Annotated in this window: 20 protein-coding genes and 1 tRNA gene; 9 read left to right on the top strand and 12 right to left on the bottom strand. The window is 61.2% G+C overall.

Annotated elements, in window-relative coordinates; genetic code table 11:
* Window positions 1-12: 12 nt before the first annotated feature.
* The 7 genes from A9K68_RS18890 to A9K68_RS18860 all read right to left on the bottom strand — a co-directional run bounded on the left by A9K68_RS18890 (window position 13) and on the right by A9K68_RS18860 (window position 7084).
* On the bottom strand, window positions 13-933 hold the full coding sequence (locus tag A9K68_RS18890; protein ID WP_065010038.1) for an ABC transporter permease: 921 nt from the start codon (window positions 931-933) through the stop codon (window positions 13-15).
* Window positions 933-2045, bottom strand: a complete 1113-nt coding sequence (locus A9K68_RS18885; protein WP_065010037.1) for an ABC transporter permease — start codon at window positions 2043-2045, stop codon at window positions 933-935. Before A9K68_RS18885 ends, A9K68_RS18890 begins: the two co-directional genes overlap by 1 nt.
* The gene (locus A9K68_RS18880; RefSeq protein ID WP_065010036.1) at window positions 2042-3619 is read right to left on the bottom strand and encodes an ABC transporter ATP-binding protein; all 1578 of its coding nucleotides are present in this window, start codon (window positions 3617-3619) and stop codon (window positions 2042-2044) included. Before A9K68_RS18880 ends, A9K68_RS18885 begins: the two co-directional genes overlap by 4 nt.
* A gap of 125 nt (window positions 3620-3744) precedes the next feature.
* Window positions 3745-4722, bottom strand: coding sequence for a quinone oxidoreductase (locus A9K68_RS18875; protein ID WP_065010035.1), 978 nt, complete (start codon window positions 4720-4722; stop codon window positions 3745-3747).
* Window positions 4723-4757: 35 nt separating this feature from the next.
* Window positions 4758-5564, bottom strand: a complete 807-nt coding sequence (gene pcsA / locus A9K68_RS18870; protein WP_065010034.1) for a phosphatidylcholine synthase — start codon at window positions 5562-5564, stop codon at window positions 4758-4760.
* The gene (locus A9K68_RS18865) at window positions 5561-6175 is read right to left on the bottom strand and encodes a DUF1326 domain-containing protein (protein ID WP_065010033.1); all 615 of its coding nucleotides are present in this window, start codon (window positions 6173-6175) and stop codon (window positions 5561-5563) included. Before A9K68_RS18865 ends, pcsA begins: the two co-directional genes overlap by 4 nt.
* A 12-nt stretch (window positions 6176-6187) precedes the next feature.
* Entirely contained in the window at window positions 6188-7084 is an 897-nt protein-coding gene (locus A9K68_RS18860; protein WP_065010032.1) for a DUF2182 domain-containing protein, read from the bottom strand.
* Between the two features lie 102 nt (window positions 7085-7186).
* Here A9K68_RS18860 and A9K68_RS18855 point away from each other — a divergent pair, with 102 nt between their 5' ends.
* Both A9K68_RS18855 and hspQ read left to right on the top strand, forming a co-directional pair.
* Entirely contained in the window at window positions 7187-8398 is a 1212-nt protein-coding gene (locus A9K68_RS18855; RefSeq protein ID WP_065010061.1) for a UbiH/UbiF family hydroxylase, read from the top strand.
* 228 nt (window positions 8399-8626) lie between these two features.
* On the top strand, window positions 8627-8950 hold the full coding sequence (gene hspQ, locus A9K68_RS18850) for a heat shock protein HspQ (protein WP_065010060.1): 324 nt from the start codon (window positions 8627-8629) through the stop codon (window positions 8948-8950).
* 117 nt (window positions 8951-9067) lie between these two features.
* On the opposite strand, the gene A9K68_RS18845 is transcribed toward hspQ, so the two are convergent.
* A complete protein-coding gene (locus A9K68_RS18845) occupies window positions 9068-9697 on the bottom strand; it encodes an invasion associated locus B family protein (protein ID WP_065010031.1) in 630 nt (209 codons plus the stop codon).
* A 229-nt stretch (window positions 9698-9926) separates the two neighbouring features.
* Between A9K68_RS18845 and A9K68_RS18840 the strand changes: the two genes are divergently transcribed.
* The 3 genes from A9K68_RS18840 (at window position 9927) to A9K68_RS18830 (ending at window position 15000) form a co-directional block, all read left to right on the top strand.
* Window positions 9927-11747, top strand: coding sequence for an extracellular solute-binding protein (locus tag A9K68_RS18840; protein WP_065010030.1), 1821 nt, complete (start codon window positions 9927-9929; stop codon window positions 11745-11747).
* Window positions 11748-11770: 23 nt separating this feature from the next.
* Entirely contained in the window at window positions 11771-12451 is a 681-nt protein-coding gene (locus tag A9K68_RS18835; protein WP_065010059.1) for a DsbA family protein, read from the top strand.
* A gap of 662 nt (window positions 12452-13113) precedes the next feature.
* Window positions 13114-15000 carry an ABC transporter ATP-binding protein/permease gene (locus A9K68_RS18830; protein WP_065010029.1) on the top strand — a complete coding sequence of 629 codons (1887 nt, stop codon included), beginning with the start codon at window positions 13114-13116 and terminating at the stop codon, window positions 14998-15000.
* A gap of 153 nt (window positions 15001-15153) precedes the next feature.
* Here A9K68_RS18830 and gor read toward each other — a convergent pair whose 3' ends face one another.
* From gor to rpiA, 3 genes are all read right to left on the bottom strand, one after another.
* Entirely contained in the window at window positions 15154-16542 is a 1389-nt protein-coding gene (gor, locus tag A9K68_RS18825; protein ID WP_065010028.1) for a glutathione-disulfide reductase, read from the bottom strand.
* Window positions 16543-16692: 150 nt separating this feature from the next.
* Window positions 16693-17268 (bottom strand): DUF2059 domain-containing protein, encoded by a 576-nt coding sequence (locus tag A9K68_RS18820; protein ID WP_036267331.1) that lies wholly within the window; start codon window positions 17266-17268, stop codon window positions 16693-16695.
* The gene (gene rpiA / locus A9K68_RS18815) at window positions 17255-17983 is read right to left on the bottom strand and encodes a ribose-5-phosphate isomerase RpiA (RefSeq protein WP_065010027.1); all 729 of its coding nucleotides are present in this window, start codon (window positions 17981-17983) and stop codon (window positions 17255-17257) included. The genes A9K68_RS18820 and rpiA overlap by 14 nt, the downstream gene beginning before the upstream one ends.
* A 150-nt stretch (window positions 17984-18133) precedes the next feature.
* On the opposite strand from rpiA, the gene A9K68_RS18810 reads away from it, so the two are divergent.
* The 4 genes from A9K68_RS18810 (at window position 18134) to A9K68_RS18795 (ending at window position 20107) form a co-directional block, all read left to right on the top strand.
* A complete protein-coding gene (locus A9K68_RS18810) occupies window positions 18134-18817 on the top strand; it encodes a phosphoglycolate phosphatase (protein ID WP_029352490.1) in 684 nt (227 codons plus the stop codon).
* 124 nt (window positions 18818-18941) lie between these two features.
* A tRNA-Val gene (locus A9K68_RS18805) sits at window positions 18942-19016 on the top strand.
* 149 nt (window positions 19017-19165) lie between these two features.
* Window positions 19166-19423 (top strand): PepSY domain-containing protein, encoded by a 258-nt coding sequence (locus tag A9K68_RS18800; protein WP_065010026.1) that lies wholly within the window; start codon window positions 19166-19168, stop codon window positions 19421-19423.
* A gap of 207 nt (window positions 19424-19630) precedes the next feature.
* Window positions 19631-20107 carry a hypothetical protein gene (locus A9K68_RS18795; RefSeq protein WP_082982549.1) on the top strand — a complete coding sequence of 159 codons (477 nt, stop codon included), beginning with the start codon at window positions 19631-19633 and terminating at the stop codon, window positions 20105-20107.
* Window positions 20108-20112: 5 nt separating this feature from the next.
* Here A9K68_RS18795 and A9K68_RS18790 read toward each other — a convergent pair whose 3' ends face one another.
* On the bottom strand, window positions 20113-21993 hold the full coding sequence (locus A9K68_RS18790) for a murein L,D-transpeptidase (RefSeq protein WP_065010024.1): 1881 nt from the start codon (window positions 21991-21993) through the stop codon (window positions 20113-20115).
* Window positions 21994-22126: the final 133 nt, after the last annotated feature.

The following is a 22126-nucleotide window of genomic DNA, read 5'->3' as shown; positions in this document are numbered from 1 at the left end:
TGTCTTTTATTGTCAACGATCTGGAACGAATGGCTGCCCCAAGGAAGCCGGTGTGTTCATCATCGTCAAACGCTTGTTGCGCGAGATTAGAACGAGAACCATGATGGTTGCCAGATAGGGCAACGAAGAAAGCAGTTGCGAGGGGACCGGAATGCCAAAAGCCTGTGCATGAAGTTGGCCGATCCATACCGCGCCGAAGATATAGGCGCCAGCCAGCACCCGCCATGGCCGCCATGATGCGAACACGACCAGCGCCAGTGCGATCCAGCCGCGCCCGGCGGTCATGTTCTCCACCCATTGCGGCGTATAGACCAGCGACAGGTGGCCCCCGGCAAGGCCTGCACAGGCGCCGCCGAAGATCACCGCCAGATAGCGGTAGCGGATCACCTGGATGCCAAGGGCATGGGCCGATGTGTGGCTGTCGCCGATCGAGCGCAGCGTGAGCCCGGTGCGGGTCTTGAACAGGAACCACATGACGGCGGCGGTCAATGCAATCGAGATGTAGAAGATCGGGTCCTGGCCGAACAACAACCTGCCGATGACGGGGATCGCTGTCAGGCCGGGAATGTCGAGGTTTGGCAGCCTCGCGCCGGGCTGGCCGACAAAGCTGGTGCCCATCATGCCGGAAAGCCCCAGGCCGAGCAATGTCAGCGACAGGCCGGTCGCCACCTGGTTTGTGGCCAGCGACAACGTCATGACAGCGAACAGCAGCGAAAACACCGCACCCAAGGCGATCGCCGTCAACAACCCGATCCACGGCGATCCGGTGAGATAGCCGGCGCCGAAACCGCCGACCGCCCCCATGATCATCATGCCTTCGACACCGAGATTGAGCACGCCGGAACGTTCGACCACCAACTCGCCGATCGCCGCGATCAGCAACGGCGTCGCCGCGGTTGCGATGGTCAAAAGAATGTTGACGGTGATGTCCATCAGCGGGCCTCCTCCAGCTTCGGCGCGGATTCAAGCTTCGGCGCGGCAAAACCGATCAAGCGAATGCGGTAGTGAATGAGCGTGTCGCAGCCGAGCACGAAGAACAGGAGCATGCCCTGGAACACGCGCGCCACCTTGTCGGAGATGCCCAGCGCGCTTTGCACCGCCTCGCCGCCGAGATAGGTCAGTGCCAGCACCAGGCCAGCAGCGACGATGCCGAGCGGATTGAGCCGGCCGAGGAACGCCACGATGATGGCGGCAAAGCCGTAGCCGGGCGAGATCACCGGTTGCAGCTGGCCGATGGCTCCGGAGACTTCCGAGATGCCGGCAAGCCCGGCCAGTGCACCCGAAAGCATGAAGGCGAAGAACACCATCCGGTTGATACCGAAGCCGGCGAAGCGCCCTGCCCTGGGGCTTGAGCCGAGCACGCGAACCTCAAAGCCTTTCAGCATGCGGCTCATCAAGATCCAGACCAGCACCGCCGCGACCAGCGCGAACACGAAACCCCAATTGGCACGGCCGGAGGCCGGCATCAGTTCCGGCAATATGGCCGAGTCGTTGAACTGTATCGTCTGCGGGAAATTGAAACCCTTCGGATCGCGCCACGGCCCACGCACCAGCCAGTCGAGGAACAGCTGCGCGACATAGACCAGCATTAGGCTGGTCAGGATCTCGTTGGTGTTGAAGCGCGTCTTGAGCAAGGCGGGAATGGCGGCGTAGGCGGCACCGCCGACCATGCCGAACAGCAGCATCAGCGGCAGCACCAGCGGGCCTTCAAACTGGGGAAACAGCACCGGAATGCTCGAGCCGACGATGCCGCCCAGGATGAATTGGCCTTCCGCGCCGATGTTCCAGATGTTGGCCCTGTAGCAAACCGACAGGCCGACCCCGATCAGGATGAGCGGTGCCGCCTTGATCGCCAGCTCATGCAGCTGCCAGACCTGACTGACCGGCTCGAGGAAGTAAATTTGGAACGCCTTCAAAGGATTGACGCCAAGCAGTGCGAACAGGATGGCGCCGGCGATGATCGTCAACACGAATGCAATGAAGGGCGACAGCGCCGAGAACAGCATAGAGCGCTGCGGCCGTTTGACGAGTTCGAGGCGCATCATGACGTCTCCAGAGCGTGTTCGGCGTGGCCTGGCTCGGCCCCGCCCATCAGCAGTCCTATCTTTTCGAACGTGGCCTCAGCGATCGGCAAAGGCTTCGACAATTCGCCATTGTGCATCACCGCGATCGCGTCGGATATCTCGAACAGTTCGTCGAGGTCCTGACTGATGACCAGCACTGCCGAGCCGCTGCGCGCCAATTCGATCAGCGTCTGGCGAATGTGGGCGGCGGCACCGGCGTCGACGCCCCATGTCGGCTGATTGACGACCATGACGCTTGGCCTGCGGTCGAGTTCGCGGCCGACAATGAATTTCTGCAGATTGCCGCCTGAAAGCGCTGCCGCCTCCGGATCCAGGGCGCTCTTGCGCACATCCATCGTGTTGATGATGCGCTGGGCAGCGGCATAGATCGCATCGCTTTTGACCATTCCGCCGGCGCCGACAAACACCTTGCCGTCGGTGGCATGGCGCGACAGCAGCAGGTTTTCCGAAAGCTTCATGCGGGGTGCTGCACCGTGGCCGAGCCGCTCTTCCGGCACGAAGGCAGCGCCCATCAGCCGCCTGCCGGTGATGCTGAGGCCGCCGGCATCCTTGCCGCGGATGCGCACCGAGGCGGCATCCTGCTGCGGGACCTCGCCGGAAACGGATTCGAAGAACTCGCCCTGGCCGTTGCCGGCAACGCCTGCAATGCCGATCACTTCGCCGGCGCGTACCGTCAGGTTGATATTCCTGAGCGGGATCGAGAACGGCGTTGCCGGCCTGCGGCTGAGTGCGCGGATTTCAAGCAGCGACTGCGCGGTCTCAATACCCTGAACCGGCGCGCGCACCACGGCCTGAACGTCGTTGCCGACCATCATGCGTGCCAGCGATGCCGCGGTTTCCTTGCGCGGGTTGCAATGGCCAACCACCTTGCCGTGGCGCAGCACGGTGGCGCGGTCGCAGATGCGCTTGACCTCTTCCAGCCGGTGCGAAATGTAGAGGATGGACTTTCCTTCCGAGCGCAACCGTTCGAGCGTCTCGAACAGCTTGTCGGCTTCCTGCGGCGTCAGCACCGAAGTCGGCTCGTCGAGAATGATGAGCTGCGGCGTCTGCAGAAGACAACGGATAATCTCTATACGCTGGCGCTCACCGACCGACAGGTCGCCGACCAGCGATTGCGGGTCGAGCGGCAGGCCGTAGCTGTAGGAAAGCGCCCTCGCCTTCGCGGCGATCGTGCTGATCGGCGAACCGTCATCCAGCGACAGCGCGATGTTCTCGGCCGCCGTCAGTGCCTCGAACAACGAAAAATGCTGGAACACCATGCCGATGCCGAGCTTCTTCGCGAAGCCGGGATTGCTGATCGTGACCGCCTGACCGTTCCAGAAAATCTCGCCCGAATTGGGCTCCAATGTTCCGAACAGCATTTTGACGAGCGTCGACTTGCCGGCGCCGTTCTCGCCGAGCAATGCGTGGATTTCGCCTTTTGCGACGTTGAGATCGATATGGTCGCACGCTGTCAGCGTGCCGAACGTCTTGAAAAGGCCACGAACCTCAAGCAGGTCTGCGTCGTCCTGATTTGCACTCACAGTGCCTCCCATCTGGTTTGCCAGATATGTTCTGTGTTCCCGCAGGCATCGTATGCGCGGCCTGCTGTCATCGCAAAGCGGCACCCGTCTTGAAAGAGCTTCAAGAATTTCAGCGGAAACTCAAGGGATAGCAAGGCTCAGGGGATAAGAATGGTTGTCCCGGTCGTCCTGCGGCCTTCAAGGTCGGAATGCGCCTTGCCGGCATCCTTGAGCGCGTAGCGCTGGTTGATCTTGATCTTGACCGCGCCGCTGAGCACGATTTCGAACAATGCGGCGGCGGACGCCTCCAGGTCTTCGCGCTTGGCGTTGTAGACGAACAGCGTCGGACGGGTTGCGAACAGCGAACCTTTCTGCGCCAGCAACGACATGCTGAACGGCGGGACCGGCCCCGACGATTGACCGAAGCTCGCGAACATGCCGAGCGGCTTCAGGCAGTCGAGCGAGGCCGGAAAGGTGTCGTTGCCTACCGAATCATAGACGACGTCGCACTTCTTGCCACCGGTGATGGCGAGAACGCCGGCGACGAAGTCCTGCTCGCGGTAGTTGATGACGTGGTCGAAGCCATGCGCCTTGGCGAGCTCGATCTTGTCGGCGGAGCTGGCGGTGCCGATCACGGTTGCGCCAAGATGCTTGGCCCATTGGCCAAGGATCAGCCCGACGCCGCCGGCCGCGGCGTGAAACAGAATCGTGTCGCCCGCCTTCACCTTGAAGGTACGGCGCAGCAGATATTCCGCCGTCATCCCTTTCAGCATCATGGCGGCCGCCTGTTCGTCGCTGATGCCGTCCGGCACCTTGACCACGCGGTCGGCGGCGATCACGCGCTGCTCGGCATAGGCGCCAGTCGTCACGGCGTAGGCGATGCGATCGCCCGGCATCAGCCAGTCGAGATCCGCGCCGACTTCCACCACCACCCCCGCCGCCTCGCTGCCGGGTATCAGCGGGAAACCGCCTGGCGGCGGATAAAGGCCGGAGCGATGATAGACGTCGATGAAATTGAGGCCGATCGCCGTGTGTCTGACCAGGATTTGTCCCGAGCCGGGTTGGCCCGGATCGGCGTCCTCATAGGTCAGAACCTCCGGACCGCCATTGGCGTGGATGCGTATTGCTTTGGACATTGATGAGGCTCTCTTGGGACCAGACTCTCTTGGGATCAGGTTTTCTTGGTGCCGAGCGTTGGAAAGAGCTGCATGATACCGCCGATGCATGCGAGGTAAAGTCCGGTGACCGTGATGCCGATCTTGGTGAAGACACTCACCTGCTCGCCCAAGACGCCGATCTGGTCGTAGAAGGCGGCAAGAGCTGCCTGCGCCAGCGCCAGCGCTCCAAAAGCGCACCATAGCAGCGTCATGCCAAGGTTGATGGGACGCAGCCGCACCACCCGCACCGGGTGGATGAAATTGATTGGCACAAAGGTCAGAATGCCGGCCACCACGACGACGGCGAAGGAAACCCATTGTCCCGGATCGATGACGAAAAGCGTGAACACCACCATGTTCCAGACTACCGGAAACCCCTTGAAGAAATTCTCCTTGGTCTTCATGCCGGTATCGGCATAGTAGATCGCGCTCGACACGACGATGATCGCCGCCGACAGGAACGACAGGCCCTCACCCATGAAGCCGCGCTGGTAAAGCGCGAAGGCCGGTATCAGCACGTAAGTGACGTAGTCGATGATGTTGTCGAGGAGTTCGCCCGACCATGTCGGCAGGATTTCCTTGACCTCGAGTTTCCTGGCGATCGGCCCGTCGATGCCGTCGACGAACAGCGCCAGCCCCAGCCACCAGAACATCGCCGTCCAGCGCTGCTCGCTCGCCGCCACCAGCGACAGGAACGCCAGGAACGAGCCCGACGCGGTCAGCAGATGGACCGAAAACGCGCGCGCCTGCGGCCACGTGACTTTCTTCTTTGGCCTCGGAATCCTGTCCGTGATTTTCCTGGCCGTAGTTTTTTTGCTCACGGGCCCCGCCAGTCCAGCTTGCAGATTTCGGCCGAGCGGCCGGCAAAATTCCAGTTGCGGCCGAAGGCCCGCATCTTGCTCTTGTCGGACCGGGCGACGATGATTTCCGGTGCGATCCAGTATTCGGAATTGCTGATCACCGTATCCTTGTCGCGGTCCTTGCCTGGGATCGGCGTCACCGCTCCGTCGATGATCTTCGGTATCTGGAAAATCCGCGTCCTGTCGCGCGTCTCATAGGTGATCGGCGCTTGCTCGACGCCGAGGAACTTTCCGACCAGGATCGAGAGCAGCGAGGTGGTTCCGCCAGCCTTGCCGGTGAAAATCCTGGTCAGCGCCTTTACCGCGTAGGCTGAGGCGCGCTTGTCGATGAACAGTCCGGCGGTCCAGTTGCCGCGGCTCATATAGCCGGGGATTTCCATGATCAGCCCAAGGTTGAGGCCGGACAGGTCGACCTCGCCGAAATGGCCGGCATCGATGTGGAACCCCGCCCAGGTCTGACAATAGCCCTCGGTGGGCGGATGACTGCCGAGAGACAGCACGCAAGGACAAAAAACCGCGCAATTGCAGGAGAGCACCAGCTCTCCTTTCATTGCCCAGCCTTGATCCGCCATCGACTTCTCTCCCTATGCCGAGACTACTAGCAGGGCGGCTGCCCAGACAAGCAGTATCGCACCGGCGATCCGGGTTGGCAGCCTGCTTGCTGTCTGTTTTTCGATCAAGGTGAACAGGCCGATCAGTGCCATCCAAAACAAGTTCATCACACCGACGGCGAACATCACCAGCATCAGCGCCCAGCAGCAGCCGAGACACCAGACGCCCTGCTCCATGCCGAGCCGGAAAATCCGGCTGGACCTCGCACTCCAGTTCGAAAACAGGATCGAGAACGGGTTTTTGCACTTCGTCAGGCAGGCTTCCTTCAGCCCGCTGAACTGGTAAAGGCCGGCACCCAAAAGTGCAGCCGCTCCTGTCGCTCCGACCATCGGATCGAGCATCTGCACAGATGATGCGAAGGCGTGAACGATGAGCGTCAGCGCCGCAAACGCTGCCGACGCAGCCAACCACACGCTGAGGTAACCGGCGACCAGGACCAGCGGATGGACGACCGCTTCGCCCTTGATCCGCGCGGTATCGGCGATCTCGCAATAGGTGCGGATCATCGGCGCCGCCGAAGGCAGCATGGTGGCGACCGCCATCAGGAACCACATGACAACGAGCGCTCCGGCCTGCGCGCCGACGCCCCCGTCGAGCGGCGCAGGTGCAAGACAAAGGGTGAAGAAGCGCTCAAGAAAATCCGGCAGCGGCAGCTGCGGCAGATATCTGATCAATGTGTCGCCGGGTGCATCGATGCCCGGAACCCGGCTTTCGGCGCCGCGAATCGCCATGGCGCCGAGAAGCAGCCAGGCCAGAAGGACGCTTGCGCCCAAAACGATGTTCACCGCCAGTCGAGGATTGCGCGAGATGCTCGCCGTGGCACGGCCGAGACGGTCGAGATGACTGAAATCATGGTCTTGGCCGATCATGGCAATCGAATGGGCCGAATCGCCGCGTTGATCAAGCCGTATGATCTGACCTATATGCTTCAGGTCGGACCGACCGCCTCGCATCACAATCCGGAAGCGAACTTGGACCATCAGCAGACAGCACGGATACTGGTTGCCGGCAGTGGCCCGGCAGGGCTGATCGCAGCGCTTGGTTTTGCGGATGCCGGCTTTCCCGTGACGCTCGTCGGACCTGAGGCAAATGGCCAAGACGGCCGAACGACGGCCTTGATGAACCCAGCCCTGAATATCCTCGAACGGTTGGGCGTACTCGATGAGGTGAGGTCGAAAGCCGCACCGCTGAAGGTTATGCGCATCGTCGATGCAACCAGCCGGCTGATCCGCAGCCCGGTGGTCATTTTTCGTGCCAGCGAAATCGGCGAGGAGCAGTTCGGGCTGAACTTACCCAACAGCGCTCTCAACCCCGCACTTGCCGGGGCTGTAGTCGCGCATTCCGGCATCGAATGGCGAAAATCGATTGTGGAGACCTGGCGCCTCGACGCCGATCATGCCCATGCGATCCTGTCTGACGGCAGCGAGGTTGCAGCATCGCTGGCGGTCGCTGCCGATGGCCGTCTGTCGCCGGCCCGCGAGGCTGCCGGCATCTCGACATCCGCCCGGTCCTATCGGCAGGCGGCACTGATTCTCAATTTCGGCCACCGCAGCGACCACGCTTTCACCTCGACCGAATTCCACACCGAGACCGGCCCGTTCACCCAGGTTCCCCTGCCCGGCAACCGGTCCAGCCTTGTCTGGGTGGTAGAGCCGGAAACGGCGAAGGAACTTGTGGCGCTGAACGATGCGACGCTTTCAATGCGGGTCGAACAGCGGATGCAATCGATGCTGGGCCGGGTGTCTGTCGAGCCCGGCCGGCAGATCTACGCGCTTTCGGGTGTGACGCCGCGGTGCTTCGCGCGCAAACGGGTGGCACTTGTCGGCGAAGCCGCCCATGTGTTTCCGCCGATCGGCGCGCAAGGTCTCAATCTTGGTATCAGGGATATCGATGATCTGATTGGAATTACTTGCGAAAACAGGGTTGACCCCGGCGCGGTCAAGGCACTCGCAGCCTATGATTTCAAGCGCCGGCCCGACATCCTGGCGCGCAGCAGTGCGGTCAACCTGCTCAACAAGTCGCTGCTCTCGGACATGCTGCCAGCACAGATGGCGCGCAGCGCTGGTCTCGGCGTGCTCGGCGGCTTCGCGCCGCTTCGCGCCTTTTTCATGCGCGAGGGGCTGCGGCCCGGCAGTGGTTTTGCGGCGCTCGCCGGTGGCTTAAGGAAACGAGTCCGGCAGTAGCACGCCCCACGGGCGGGCTGGCCCGTAGCTTGACGTGGCGTCAAGCGCTTCGGCATTGATCAGGCACTTCGGTATTGAATTGATGCGGCGTCTGCGTCAAGGAGGGTCAGGCATCAGCCATAAGTCGGGCTCGATTTTTTGAAGCGTAATGCGTAAATTCAAAGTCTTAGAGAGTCTTTGCGCAGTCCAAGGACGCGGCACTCCTAGGACTTAGTGGTGAGTACGATGATGAAAACAGCCAAATTCTCGATCGGACAGGTGGTTCGCCACCGGCTGTTTCCGTTCCGCGGCATCATTTTCGATGTCGACCCGCAATTCGCCAACACCGACGAATGGTACGAGGCGATCCCTGCGGACGTGCGGCCGGCCAAGGACCAGCCCTTCTACCATTTGCTCGCCGAGAATTCGGAAACGGAATACATCGCCTATGTGTCTGAGCAGAACCTCCTCGAGGATCAGTCTGGCGAACCGGTGCGGCATCCGGAGATCGGCGAGATGTTCGACAAGAGGCCGGACGGCCGCTACGAGCCAAGACGCCAGTCAAGACATTGACCTGACGGGATTGCGGGCCTGCTAGGATCAAGAAATGGCCGGCCGGAACAAAAAAGCGGGGCATGACCCCGCTTTTTCCTTGGCTCAAGAAATTGTCTTATTTGCCCTGAGGGGCAATCAGTTTGAGGTCTTCGCCTTGTCCTGCTCTTCCTTGAGCTTCTTGGCGAAGTCCTGATTGTTCTTGGCTACGAAATCCTGAAGCTTCTTCTGCCGATCCTCGATGTCCGACTGCTGCAGCGGCGGCCCGTCGAAGGCGCCGCTGAAGCCGGTCAGCGCGATCTTGATCGGGTTCGGCTGGTTCTGGAAATTGACCGAGGTCAGCGTCAGGTTCGAACCCTTCTTGAAGGAGGCGACGAGCTGGTCGGTCAGCGGCACTTCCGCCACGCAGCGGTCGGGGAAGCAGATCACATAATCGAGCTTCTGCGCCTTCCCCGTATCGATTTGAAGGCCAATGCCGGGAGGAACCAGGCGACCGGTCGGAACCGTCACCTGGAACACCTTGCGGTTTATCTTGCCCTTCAATTCGATCAGGCTGACGCCGGTAACGAGCTGGCCGTTACCGGCAGTGGTGATGTTCTGGACATTGCAGATGTCGACGTCTTCCTGCTTGGTGCAGGCTTTGAACCAGCCCTGCGGAATCTGCTGTTGCTGCTGCGCAAGAGCTGCTGGAAGTTGTGCGCCCAGAAAGCCGACCACGCCAGCGGCCAGGACCGACAGGCGGTACGCGTTGCTGTTCAGGCTCGTCATCGTGAACTTCCTCTCAAATGATCCCAGGACCGGCTTCTTCGCGCCGTGTGGTCCAGCTACCTGTTGCCGAAATGAGGCAACAGAATGACTCGGACGGCGTGTTACACTGCAAGCGGTGCCGAATCCAGCCCGATACTCGCAATTCTTGAACGCGCGATTGACCGGGAGGCGGCCGGCTCATGTTAGGGTGCGCTCCGAATCATCAAGCCGACCCAGTAAGGAGACGGTCATGGGCCGCGTTCTTGTTTGGCTGATCGCCGCGATCTCGTCTATCACACTTTCGCTTCAGCCAGCTGTATCGGAGCCGAAACACGCGATCGCCATGCAAGGCAAGCCGGCGCTGCCGGCCGACTATACGCATTTCAACTACGTCAATCCCGATGCGCCGAAGGGCGGCAGCATAACCTATTGCGTCGTCGGTAGCTTCGACAATCTCAACCCGTTCATCCTGAAAAGCCTGCGCACGACGGCACGCGGCATGATCGATAGGATCTTCGGCAATCTCGTCTTCGAGCCGTTGATGCAGCGCAATGACGATGAAGCCTTCAGTCTTTATGGCCTGCTTGCCGAGACCGCGGACATGGATCCGGAGCGCAGGAGCATCGAATTCCACCTCGATCCGAGGGCCAAGTGGTCTGATGGCCAACCGATGACTGCGGAAGACGTGCTGTTCACTTACGACGTCTTTACCGAGAAAGGCCGGCCACCCTACAGCGCCCGAATGAGCATGGTCGCCAAACTCGAAAAAATCGGCGACCGCAGCGTGCGCTTTACATTCAATGACAAGGCGAACCGCGAGACTCCGTTGGTTATCGCGATGACGCCAATCGTACCGAAGCACGCTTTCGACAAGGAGACCTTCGACCGAACCACGCTGAAACCTGTGATCGGCAGCGGCCCGTACACCGTGGCGCACGTGGCGCCTGGCCAGCGCATCGTGTTCAAGCGCAACCCAAATTATTGGGGCAAGGACATCCCCGCCAAGCGCGGTTTCGACAATTACGACCAGATCACCATCGAATATTTCCTCAATGCCAACGCCAAGCTGGAAGCTTTCAAGAAAGGCATCTGCGCCATCGCTGACGACAGCGATCCGGTCAAGCGCGAGCGCGATCTCGACTTCCCGGCCTTCCACAAGGGCGACGTGATCGCCGAAACGTTCGACACCGGCATCCCGCCAGTGGTGACCGGGTTCCTGTTCAACACAAGACTGGAGAAGTTTTCCAATCCGGTGGTTCGACGCGCGCTCGGCATGCTCTACGACTTCGAATGGGCCAACAAGAACTTGTTTGGCGGCAAGTACATGCGCACCATGAGCTATTGGCAGAATTCCGAGCTTTCCGCGCTCGGCCATCCGGCCGACGACAGGGAAAAAGCGCTTCTGGCACCTTACCCCGGCCGTGTGCCAGCCGATGTCATGGACGGCACCTGGCGGCCACCCGTCACCGACGGCTCGGGCCAGGACCGCAAGGTGCTGAAAGCTGCCTTCGACATATTGAAGGGCGCGGGCTATGCCTTGCAGGATGGAGTGATGCTCGATCCCGAGGGGAAACCCTTCGGCTTCGAGATCCTGACCGCCTCGCAGAACGAGGAGCGCCTTGCCGCCATCTACCAGCGCACGCTGGCGAAGATCGGCATCGCTGTCACCATCCGCAGCCTTGACGGCGACCAGATCCAGTCGCGCAAGCAACGTTTCGATTTCGATGTGCTGATCGGCACCAGCGGCTTCGAGAACTCGCTGTCGCCGGGCATCGAGCAGCTCGGGCGCTGGGGATCAGCTGCCGCCAATGCCGAAGGGTCATTCAACCTTGCCGGCGTCGCCGATCCGGCGATAGATGCCGCACTAGAGGCGATGCTCGATGCCCGCAGCCGCGAAGATTATGTTGCCGCCGTCCGCGTCCTCGACAGGTTGTTGATCTCCGGCAACTACATGGTTCCGATGCAGCACAACACGCAGCAATGGCTCGCCTACTGGAGCTATCTGGAACATCCGCAAAAGACGCCCATATCAGGTTATCGGCTGCCGACATGGTGGCGCAAGCCGAAATGACCTCTTCGGAACAGGAGATCAAGATGAGCGACGAGAAGTCGATTACCGTCGATGTGGTCTCCGACGTCGTCTGCCCCTGGTGCTTCATCGGCCAGAAGCGGCTCGACAAGGCGATCGCCGCGGCAACCGATGTCGAGGTGCACATTCGCTGGCGGCCGTTCCAGCTCGATCCGACCATCCCGCCCGAAGGCAAAGATCGCCGCGAATACCTGGTGGCCAAATTCGGCAGTGACGAACGCATCCGCGAGATCCACGCCCGCATCGAGCCGCTGGGAGAGGCCGAAGGGATCAACTTTGCCTTCGCCGCCATCAAGGTCGCGCCCAACACGCTTGACGCGCACCGCGTCATCCGCTGGGCTGGTACCGCCGGCGAGGTCGTGCAGAACCGGCTGGTGCGACGTCTGTTCCAGTTGAATTTCGAGGAAGGCGCCAATCTCGGCGATCATGTGGTGCTGATCAACGCCGCCCGCGAGGCCGGCATGGATGCATCCGTGGTCGAGACGCTTTTGCCGACGGACGCCGATGTCGAGGCGGTGCGCACAGAAATCGCCACTGCTTCGCGCATGGGAATCACGGGCGTGCCGTGCTTCCTGCTTGAGGGCAGGTATGCAGTGATGGGCGCACAAGACGCCGACACGCTCACCGACGCCATTCGCCAGGTTGCGGCGGCCAAGGCGCGGGGCGAGTTGGAGAAAGCGAACTGAATAGGCGATACTCCACCGTTACCTTCGCGCGGCTGACGAAAAATCAGTGCCCGTTGCTGCTGGTGCGGGTCAATCCCTTGGTTGACGACTTCCCCTTGCTTGGCGGCTTGCGGCTCGCAAGAAAGCGACCCCTTGCTGCAGCTGTTCCATAGGCAAGCTTGGCGGCATCGATGCATTGCGCTGCAGCCAACGCGATTCCGGTTACTTTCCGGGCGCCGCCAGGTCCGACATGGCCAACAAAGACGTGTCGAAGACGGCACGTTCTTGAGCGCATCCGTCTTCCCCAGCACAAAGTCGGCTGATCGACCACGCTCTTGCCTTCACAAAACTGTGGAAAGAGCTTCCCTAAGGGAAGATGCCGGCCTTCGCATGCGTGGATCAGCAACCCATTGAATTTACGCAAACAATATTCCTTTGGGAACGACAGGGCATGACATTGCAGTCCTGAATTCTGTTGCTTGATGGCAACGGCGAGCGGATCAATTCTCCGCAGGCAGAGAAAAGATAATGGAAAATGATCAATTGGTGTTACTCTCTGTAACAAAACTAAAAGAGGTTTGGGCGGGATAGTGATTCGGGTCGGTAGACCAGAGCGACATTCAATATCGGAAAAATGGCTCCGCGGTGCCGCAAGGCCGCCGCTCCTGACACCGGTTTCCTCGATGCGCAGCTTCTGGGGACTGATGCGGGCCTACTGGTTTTCAGAACGCTGGGTGGAGGCCTGGACGCTGACCCTGGTGATTGCCCTGGTCACCGCGCTGTCCAGCAAAGCCGACGTCTGGTTTACAGTGGCTGCAGCAGAGCTGGCGACGTCGATCGCCTTTTTCCACAATGCCGCGAATACCACGCCAATCAAGACAGTGCTGACCAACGCCGGTTTGCTCGTGTTGCTGGTCGTGCTCAAGGACCTGGTTATTGCCGGCGTTCGCAACCTTGTTTCTAAAACATTGCATCGCAAATGGCGTGGCTGGTTGGACGGCCGCTTCAATGAGTCCCTGCTCGACACCAATCATACGCATTTCCATGCCCAGCATGGGTCTTCCGGGAACGCAGCTCCCGATAACATTGACCAGCGCGTGCAGGAATCCATCAAGGCCATGACCGGCGGAGCCATCGGGCTTGCTATGGGTGTGCTCGGCGTCTTCACTTCGCTCTACTTTGTCGGCGGAGAATTGCTGAGAAACTCCGTGGAGGTGAAAGGGCTGGAGTTTCTCGGTAGCTACGGCAGCGCCATCCTTGCTCTCTTGGCAATCGCTATCTACGTGCCGTTCAACACCTGGATCGCGGTGAAACTCGGCCGAATGCTGGAGTGGCTCAACGTCAGAATGCAGCAGGCTGAAGGCAACTACCGCGGCGAGTTGATCACGTTCCTGCGCCGCAGTTTTCACGTGGCCGCATCGCAAGGCGAGAATGTACAGAAGACTGTGCACAGCCAGCGCTATGCCGACATTGACCGTACCTGGGCAAGATTGAACGTCGTCAACACCGGCTACGCTTCGTTCGAGCTGATCTACAATTTCATCGGCGCCAAGATTGTCGCTTACGGCCCTGGACTAGTGCCCTTCATTTACAACGGCCTCGACCTCAAGGGTTATTTAACAGCTTCCGAACAGGTCAATGCGCTGATTAGCAAGTGTTCATGGTTCATTCATGTGATGCCGGAGATCGCCACCTTGCGCGCCAACAGCCAGCGCGTCATCGAACTTGCGCAGGCAATCGAGAACGTCCAGCACCCGCAAGAATTCTACAGCCTGACCGGCCGCTCCGAGTTCCGCTACGACCGCCAGAACCCGGTGTTCGGCCTGACGATCCAGAAGCTGGAACTGGCGCATGGAGGCGAGGACGCAACGCCATTCCTGAGTGCTGCGAATTTGCGCTTCCGGCGTGGCGAGTGGACGTTCCTGAAGGGCGAATCGGGCTGCGGCAAAACCTCGCTGATCAAGGCGATTAACGGTCTGTGGCCCTATGGCCGCGGTACCATCGTCTTCCCGGAAGGGGTTGAAAGTTTCTATGCCGCCCAGGAGGTCAAGCTGCAGCAGGTCTCGCTGAAGCAACTGGTCTGTCTGCCCGCCTCAGAGCACGACCACACCGACGCGCAGGTTGCATCGGCTCTGCACAGAGCGGGCCTTGGCGATTTCATCGGACACATGGCCGATGAAAGCCGCGACGGAATGAGCTGGGACCAGGTGCTTTCGGGCGGCCAGAAACAGAAGCTGGTTGTCGCTCGCATCGTGCTGCAGCAGCCGGGGCTGCTGTTTCTCGATGAAGCGACCGGCGCGCTCGACCCCGAAGCGAAGATCGCCTTCCATCAAGCGATCAAGGACAATTGTCCAGACGTCACGGTGATCTCGATCATGCACGAGGCCGTGCCGCCAAGGTCGCTTTCAGGCGCCGAATTCTATCACAGCATCGTTGCCATCGCCGATGGCGTCGCGACCAAAAAGCCGCTGGCGCCGAGCCTGCCGGTCGAGCTCACCACCATCCTCGAGCACCCAAGGCCGGTCGAGGAAAGATGGCTGCGCTTCCCTCGCCGCATGAGGCAGAAATAGCGGCGAAACAACAGCGCTGCCCAGTGTCGCTGGTGATCCTGCCCTGCCCGCTGAAGCCGGCAGTGTCGGGGCGATCACCGGCTCGCCCCGGTTAGCAGTGTTTCGAGGAGCTTAAGGACATCGGCGGCTGTTCCGTCCGGGCGAAAGCAAACGTCAGACGCGCTCGCCGTCCTTCACCCGGTAGGTCGGCTTGTACATGGTGACGAGTTCTTCCGCCGCGGTCGGATGCACGGCCATCGTGCGATCGAAATCATCCTTGGTCAGCCCCGCCTTCAGCGGAATGCCGAGAAGCTGCGCCATCTCGCCGGCATCCGGCCCGAGGATATGGACACCGAGCACTTTTTTCGAGGTGCCGTCGACCACCAGCTTAATCAGCATCTTTTCGTCGCGGCCGGACAGTGTGTGCCGCATCGGCCGGAAGGTGGCGCGGTAGATCTCAACGTCGGAAAAACGCTTTATCGCCTCATCTTCCGACAGGCCGACTGTGCCGATCTCGGGCTGCGAAAACACTGCGGTGGCGATCGTATCATGGTCGGGCGCGGTCGGGTTGCCCTTGAAGGCGGTCTCGACGAAACACATCGCCTCGTGGATCGCCACCGGCGTCAATTGCACGCGGTTGGTGACGTCGCCGATCGCCCAGATGTTGTCGATGTTGGTGCGCGAATATTGGTCGACATTGATAGCGCCGGTCTTGGTCATCTCGATGCCGACGCCCTCAAGACCCATGTTTTCGGTGTTGGGGAGACGCCCGATGGCGAGCATGACCTGATCGACAGTCAGAATCTTGTCGCCAGTGACGACAGCGTCGAGCCGCCCGTCTGGGCGCTTCCTGACCCATTCGGATACGGCATGGCAGAGGATTTTTATCCCCTTCTTTTCCATCGTTTCGTGCAGCATACGCCGGAGATCCATGTCGAAGCGCGAGAGAATCTCCTTGCCGCGATAGACCAGCGTTGTGTCGACGCCGAGGCCGTGAAAGATGTTGGCGAATTCGACGGCAATATAGCCGCCGCCCTCGATCATGATCGCCTTCGGTAATTCCTTGAGGTCGAAGGCCTCGTTGGAAAACATGCAGTGCTCGTGGCCGGGCAGAGCCGGGTGCGGCGCTGGGCGGCCGCCGGTGGCGATGAGAATCTGGTCGGCGGTGACGGTGCGGTCGTTGCCGAGAAGATGCACCACATGCGGATCGACCAGCATGGCGCGCGACTGGAACGTCTCGCCGCCGACGCCTTGGACATTCTTCCTGTAGATGGCTTCCAGCCGACTGATCTCGCGATCCTTGTTGGCAACCAATGTCTGCCAGTCGAAGCTCGCCTGCGGCACGGTCCAGCCATAACCTGCGGCGTCGGCAAAATGTTCGGGAAATTGCGACGCATAGACATAGAGCTTCTTCGGCACGCAGCCGCGAATGACGCAGGTGCCGCCATAGCGGTATTCCTCGGCAATGCCGACGCGCTTGCCGAGTGCCGCCGCCATGCGCGCCGCCCTCACCCCGCCGGAGCCGCCGCCGATGACGAAAAGATCGTAGTCATAGACGGCCATGATGCGGCTCCTTGCCCTTCAAATGTCTGAGACAGGTAGGCTGCAAACCGCCAAAAGAAAAGCCCGGACCATCACGCCGCGCACGCTGTGGGACGCGCAATGGAGGCCGGGCTTTCCGGTCCGCAGCGATAACGCCGCCGGACAATATTCTCAGTTCTTCGGTGCTTCCGGTTCCGTGCCAGCCGCAGGAGCCGCGGCATTCGCCGGTGCCGCCGGCGCTGTAGCCTTCGCTGCCGCGGCCAGCGTTTCGCCGACCTGTTGTGCGAGATCGCGAGCGACGCCGTTCTGCCAGATGTCGGCGGCCTTGAGCAGGTCACGCGTCACGGCCGGGCCGCTGTCGAGCAGCTTCTTGCCGGAATCGGAATTGTAGAAAGCGGCGATTTCGGTAAGCTCTTTTTCGGAAAATACCTTGGCATAGGCTAAGGCCGCTTCCTTCTCGAGATCGGCGCGGCGCGAGGCCAGCGCCAGAGCCTTTTCGCTAACCGTTCTGCCGATCAGCTCCTGCATGTCCGGGTTCTTTTGGATAAGCTGCTGCTGAAGCGCGGCGGCGGCCTGCGGCAGGATGTTGTCGAACGGGTCCGTTGCGTGGATCGCCGCGACCGCAGCGCGGGCCGCCTTCAGATGCCCGTCGGTGACGTCCTGCGAGAACGCCGGCGATGAAAACGCAAAGACGGCTGAAGCTGCCAGAACGGCAGAAAAACGGCGAACCCGGTTATGCAACGTCATGATCGGTAGAACTCCCTGGTTTTCGGGCGGCATGGACGGTTTGGACGCCGTCGCCGGCTATGATGGCCGCTGATGCCAGCCCGATGAAAAGACCATGCTCGACCACGCCCGGAATGGCATGGAGAGCATTCGAAAGCGCTCTTGTATCCGGAATGCGGCCAAAAGATGCATCGAGGATAAAATGGCCGCCGTCTGTAACAAAAGGCTGGCCCCCCGTCATCCTCAATGTGACGGGACCGGAAAGACCGAGCCTTCCGGCCGCCGCGGCGACGGCGATTTCCGTGGCACGCAGACCGAACGGGTTGACCTCGATGGGCAGTGGAAAACGGCCGAGCGTCTCGACCATCTTCGAACGGTCGGCAATGACGATCATGCGGGCGGAAGCCGCCGCCACGATCTTTTCGCGCAGCAGCGCGCCGCCGCCGCCCTTGATCAATGTCAGCGCCGGATCGATCTCGTCGGCGCCGTCGACGGTAAGGTCGAGTTCCGGCGTTTCCTCCAGCGTCGACAGCGGCACGCCAAGCTCGCCGCAAAGGATGGCGGTGCGCTCCGAGGTCGGCACGCCGATAATGGTGAGGCCGTTGGCGACCTTCTCGGCAAGCAGCCGAACGAACTCCTCGGCCGTCGAGCCGGTGCCGATGCCGAGCCGCATGCCATCAGTCACATGGGCAAGTGCCGCCCGTGCGGCTTCGACCTTCAGTTGCCTCGCATCCATGCCTGCCCCGGATTTCGCTTGTTTCGGCGCTCCTAGCATCTTTGCCCGTCCGGTCAAAGGCTTTGCCCTGTGGATTGACCAAGCACCGCTTGCCTGGATGGGCTGCAGCGGCTATCGCCTGCCGGCAGCGTAATCGTCACAGGACAGGCCATGACCCGACCGATCATCGTGTTCGACCTCGACGGGACGCTGATCGATACAGCGCCGGACCTGCTCGACAGCCTCAACCACAGCCTTGCCGCCAGCGAACTCGCAGCCGTCGATGAGGCCGGCTTCAAGCGCTTCGTCGGCCATGGTGGACGGGTGATGATCGAGCGCGCGCATGCCGCGCAGCAGAGGTCGCTGGAAAGCCAGGAGCATGATCGCTTGCTGAAACTGTTTCTCGATCATTACACCGACAACATCCCGGGTAAATCGCGCCCCTACCCCGGCGTCGTCGAGACGATCGCCCGATTCGAAGCAGCCGGTTATCTCCTGGCCGTCTGCACGAACAAATACGCAGCCAACTCGGTGGCGCTGATCGAGGCGCTCGGCCTGGCGAAGCATTTCGCGGCGATTTGCGGCCAGGACACGTTTGCGTTCCGCAAGCCCGATCCGCGCCATCTGACCCAAACCATCGTGCTGGCCGGCGGCGATCCGCACCGCGCGCTGATGGTCGGTGATTCGCAGACCGACATCGATACGGCGAAAGCCGCCGGCATTCCCGTGGTCGCGGTCGATTTCGGTTACACCGACCGCCATGTGCGCGAATTCGAACCGTCGGCGGTGATCTCGCATTTCGACGCACTGACGCTTGGTCTGGCCGAACGCCTGATCGCCGCTGCGGGGCGCTGAGCGAGGCGACCGTGTCGCTCCCGGCGGGATTGCATTCGGTCTTCGTCGGAACGCCAGGGCATCGCCTTGACTTCCCCGGCCGGCCTCCCTTATATCGCGGCGCGCTTGGCCTTCGGGCAAGAGCGGGCGATTAGCTCAGCGGGAGAGCACACCCTTCACACGGGTGGGGTCGCAGGTTCAATCCCTGCATCGCCCACCAACCCCACAGCTTTCGAAGCTGCATCCGATTCCGTTCAGGGACAACAATGCGGCGCGTCGGCACGGCGCTAGATTGTCACGCCCCTTGCCCAATCCGGAACAAACCTGCATGGCCGCGAGTTTCTACTCCTCGAAGAGTGAGGGAAAGCCATGTCCAGACTTGTTTTGGCGACAGGTGTCGCAGTCCTCCTTCTCGGCGGACCGGCCTTTGCCGCAGACGGCAGCCCGTTGCCGCCGCAGAATGCTAGGAAACTGTCGGAAATAATCGCCAAGGTCGAGCAGCGCGACGACTTTCGCTACGTCGACGAGGTCGGCTGGGACAGCGGCGCCTACACCGTCACCTATTACACGACCGATAAGGCCAAGGTTGAAATCACCTACGATCCGGTGACAGCCGAGCCGAAATAGATCGCGGCCACCCTTCCTCCAGGCGATACGTGCGCCGGAACTATTCCGGCAACCAGGTTACAGCGCGGCCTGGCGACGACCCCTCGGAAGCGGGCGGCGGCGTGGCTTCACCAAGAGCGGGGCCTGCACCCTTTTCGGCATCCCCTTGCGCCGATGCGGCTTTGATGGCTGACTGCGGCGTGATCATTGAGCCGCACGGGGGTGGGCATGGCGACGGCAAAGCATGTGGCGAAACGCGTTCTGATGATGCTCGCCGGCTATTTCGTTGCGGTGCTGGTTGGACTGATTGCAGTAGTGACGATCTATGGTGCATTGAGTTCGCTGCCTGATGCACCGGCGTATTTCGATTTCATGGGGCTCTCCCCCATCGCGGCGCTGGTCGTGCCACCGCTCGGCATGTTCATCTATTTCCTGACGATCGTACTAACCGGCCTGCAGACGCTGATCTTCGCGCTGATCGCCGAATTGTTTTCGCTGCGCAGTTTTTGGCTGCATATGGCCTTCGGCGCCGCAGCAGCGGCTGCCGGCTTCGTCCTGATCTGGCCGAGCGCGCCGGAAGACCTGAGCCCCGAGCGCTGGGCCGATATCGGCATCATCGCCACCGCCGGCCTTGTCGCCGGTCTGGTCTACTGGCTGATCGCCGGGCGCGAAGCCGGGTTCCGGCGCCCGCTCTCCCTGCGTTAGCGTCCTCAGCTCGCCGGCGAGCGCACCGCTTCCGTGCTGTCGAGTGCCTGCTGCAGCCGCGTGTCGCGGTCGTAGACGTCGCTGAAATATTCGACTTTGCCGGACATGTCCGGCCAGGCGGTGAAATAGGCGACATAGACCTGGATCGTGCGCGTGACCTTTTCGGTCGAATGGCCGTGCTTCAGCTTCTCCGCGACATAGTCGACCGAGGTGCCGAGCACGGCCGCCGCCATGCCGCGCGGATCCTGCAGACGAACGCAGCCATGGCTGAGCGCGCGCATGTCACGCTGGAAAAACGACTTTTGCGGCGTATCGTGCATGTAGATTGCGTGCTTGTTGGGGAACAGGATCTTCAGTTCGCCCAGCGCATTGGCCTCGCTCGGCAGCTGGCGCACGCCATAAGGTATTTTCGCGCCATAGGCGCCCCAGTTGACCGAGGAGGAGGGAATGCGTTTGCCGCGGGCGTTGACCACTTCGTAGCCGGCGCGGTCGAGATAGCCGGGATCCCTGCGCAGCCGGGGCAGCATCTCGTTGACGAGGATCGACTGCGGCACACCCCAATAGGGATGGAAGTCGACCTGCTCAACCTGGTCGTAGAAGAAGGAAGTCTGGTTCGTGGTCTTGCCGATGACGGCGCGGGTCTTCAGCTTCTCCTCGCCATTTTCGATATAGCTCGCCGTAAAGGCCGGCTGGTTGATGAAGACGCGCGGACTGCCGAGATCGGATGGCAACCAGCGCAACTCTTCCAGCGCGACCTGCACCTTTTGAATCTTGTCGGCCTTAGACGTCCCGACCAGCGCTGCGACCGTGCGCGGACCGATGACGCCGTCGCCCTTCATGCCAGCCTTTTTCTGCACCGCCTTGATAACCGGCACCAGTTCCGGATCATAGACCTCGCTGGTGGCGAGCCTGGCCAATGTCTCGCCATAGGCGCCGCCAATCTCGTCGTCGAGATTGCGCGCGATCTTCGCCAGAAGCTTCGGCAGTTCGGGGCTGGTCTGCCCCGGTTTCAGCAACAGCTTGGGGTCAACGACGATCTCGTCTTCGGCGCTGGCCTGAAGTGATTCCAGTTCGACGCGCAGCGCCTGATATTCGGCGTTCTGCGGATGCCGTGATTCGAGATAGGTGCGCACTTGCTGAGTGCGCGCCAGCGTTTTCAGCACGGCTTCCATGTCGAGCGGCTTGGCCGGGAAATCATAGTAGCCGGTGATGCGATTGGGATCGACGCGGCCGCTTTGCGCGTCGTGGACATAGCGCAAGACGCGCGCCGACAGTGCCATCTCAAAGCGGACGAACCCCTTCAGCCGCGCATCGGCGCCGCCGGTCGATGCGCCAGCGGCAGGCACTTCAACCGAATAGTCGGCCGGCGTGAGGCCATAGCTCGTCGCCTCGCCAAGCACCCGCACCGCATCCTGCGCGCGACCGTTTGGGCCGGTCCCGGTCACCCAGATGAAATCCGGATTGGCCGAGTAATAAGCGATCAACGCCTTGGCAATGTCAGGTTCGGCATAGAGCTCGTAGTCGCCGAGCCCGGCAATCGCTTCGCGGAAGGCGTCGCTGGTGAGCGACGGTACAAAGGCAGCGTCCTGTGGTGCCACCGGCTGTGGTGCTGCCATCAGTGTCGCAAAATCGACACGCACCAGCCGGTCGGCCTTATAAGTGTAGTAGGACGGGCTGTTGATCCTGGTGCCACCACCAGCGAATTCTTTCGGCTTCGGTCTGTGCTTCGGCGGCGGAGGGAAATCACCTTGGGGCGCGCGCCTGATACCACCGCCGAAAAGCCTCTCGAAAAGCCCTTGCGCGTCCGCCTGCGGCACGCCGAAGGTCAGCATTACCGTTACAACCGCAAGCGGCATCACGGTTGCTTTGTTTCCGAGGAATTTCATGGATCACCCGCTCCGGCTGCAACCGGCTCCCGTTCCGCATCGCTTGACGGTCTCGCCCACCGCACGGCGGGATGTAAGACGCGACCACATCGATTCATACCGATTTCGTTAAGCTTCCATAAATTTCGGCTCT

The sequence above is a fragment of the Mesorhizobium sp. AA22 genome, from assembly GCF_001672375.2.
GTDB classification, from domain to species: domain Bacteria; phylum Pseudomonadota; class Alphaproteobacteria; order Rhizobiales; family Rhizobiaceae; genus Mesorhizobium; species Mesorhizobium wenxiniae.
Note: the sequence above shows the minus strand (reverse complement) of the source record. Positions and strands in the feature narration are given on the sequence as shown.

Coding starts and splice junctions, on each gene's coding strand:
- A9K68_RS18835 (WP_065010059.1), top strand. CDS start 11,771: ATGAGCGACGAGAAGTCGATTACCGTCGATGTGGTCTCCGACGTCGTC.
- A9K68_RS18830 (WP_065010029.1), top strand. CDS start 13,114: ATGCGCAGCTTCTGGGGACTGATGCGGGCCTACTGGTTTTCAGAACGC.
- A9K68_RS18875 (WP_065010035.1), bottom strand. CDS start 4,722: ATGTCCAAAGCAATACGCATCCACGCCAATGGCGGTCCGGAGGTTCTG.
- A9K68_RS18890 (WP_065010038.1), bottom strand. CDS start 933: ATGGACATCACCGTCAACATTCTTTTGACCATCGCAACCGCGGCGACG.
- gor (WP_065010028.1), bottom strand. CDS start 16,542: ATGGCCGTCTATGACTACGATCTTTTCGTCATCGGCGGCGGCTCCGGC.
- A9K68_RS18860 (WP_065010032.1), bottom strand. CDS start 7,084: ATGATCGGCCAAGACCATGATTTCAGTCATCTCGACCGTCTCGGCCGT.
- A9K68_RS18845 (WP_065010031.1), bottom strand. CDS start 9,697: ATGACGAGCCTGAACAGCAACGCGTACCGCCTGTCGGTCCTGGCCGCT.
- hspQ (WP_065010060.1), top strand. CDS start 8,627: ATGAAAACAGCCAAATTCTCGATCGGACAGGTGGTTCGCCACCGGCTG.
- A9K68_RS18810 (WP_029352490.1), top strand. CDS start 18,134: ATGACCCGACCGATCATCGTGTTCGACCTCGACGGGACGCTGATCGAT.
- A9K68_RS18800 (WP_065010026.1), top strand. CDS start 19,166: ATGTCCAGACTTGTTTTGGCGACAGGTGTCGCAGTCCTCCTTCTCGGC.
- A9K68_RS18820 (WP_036267331.1), bottom strand. CDS start 17,268: ATGACGTTGCATAACCGGGTTCGCCGTTTTTCTGCCGTTCTGGCAGCT.
- A9K68_RS18790 (WP_065010024.1), bottom strand. CDS start 21,993: ATGAAATTCCTCGGAAACAAAGCAACCGTGATGCCGCTTGCGGTTGTA.
- rpiA (WP_065010027.1), bottom strand. CDS start 17,983: ATGGATGCGAGGCAACTGAAGGTCGAAGCCGCACGGGCGGCACTTGCC.
- A9K68_RS18880 (WP_065010036.1), bottom strand. CDS start 3,619: ATGGGAGGCACTGTGAGTGCAAATCAGGACGACGCAGACCTGCTTGAG.
- A9K68_RS18885 (WP_065010037.1), bottom strand. CDS start 2,045: ATGATGCGCCTCGAACTCGTCAAACGGCCGCAGCGCTCTATGCTGTTC.
- A9K68_RS18795 (WP_082982549.1), top strand. CDS start 19,631: ATGGCGACGGCAAAGCATGTGGCGAAACGCGTTCTGATGATGCTCGCC.
- A9K68_RS18865 (WP_065010033.1), bottom strand. CDS start 6,175: ATGGCGGATCAAGGCTGGGCAATGAAAGGAGAGCTGGTGCTCTCCTGC.
- A9K68_RS18840 (WP_065010030.1), top strand. CDS start 9,927: ATGGGCCGCGTTCTTGTTTGGCTGATCGCCGCGATCTCGTCTATCACA.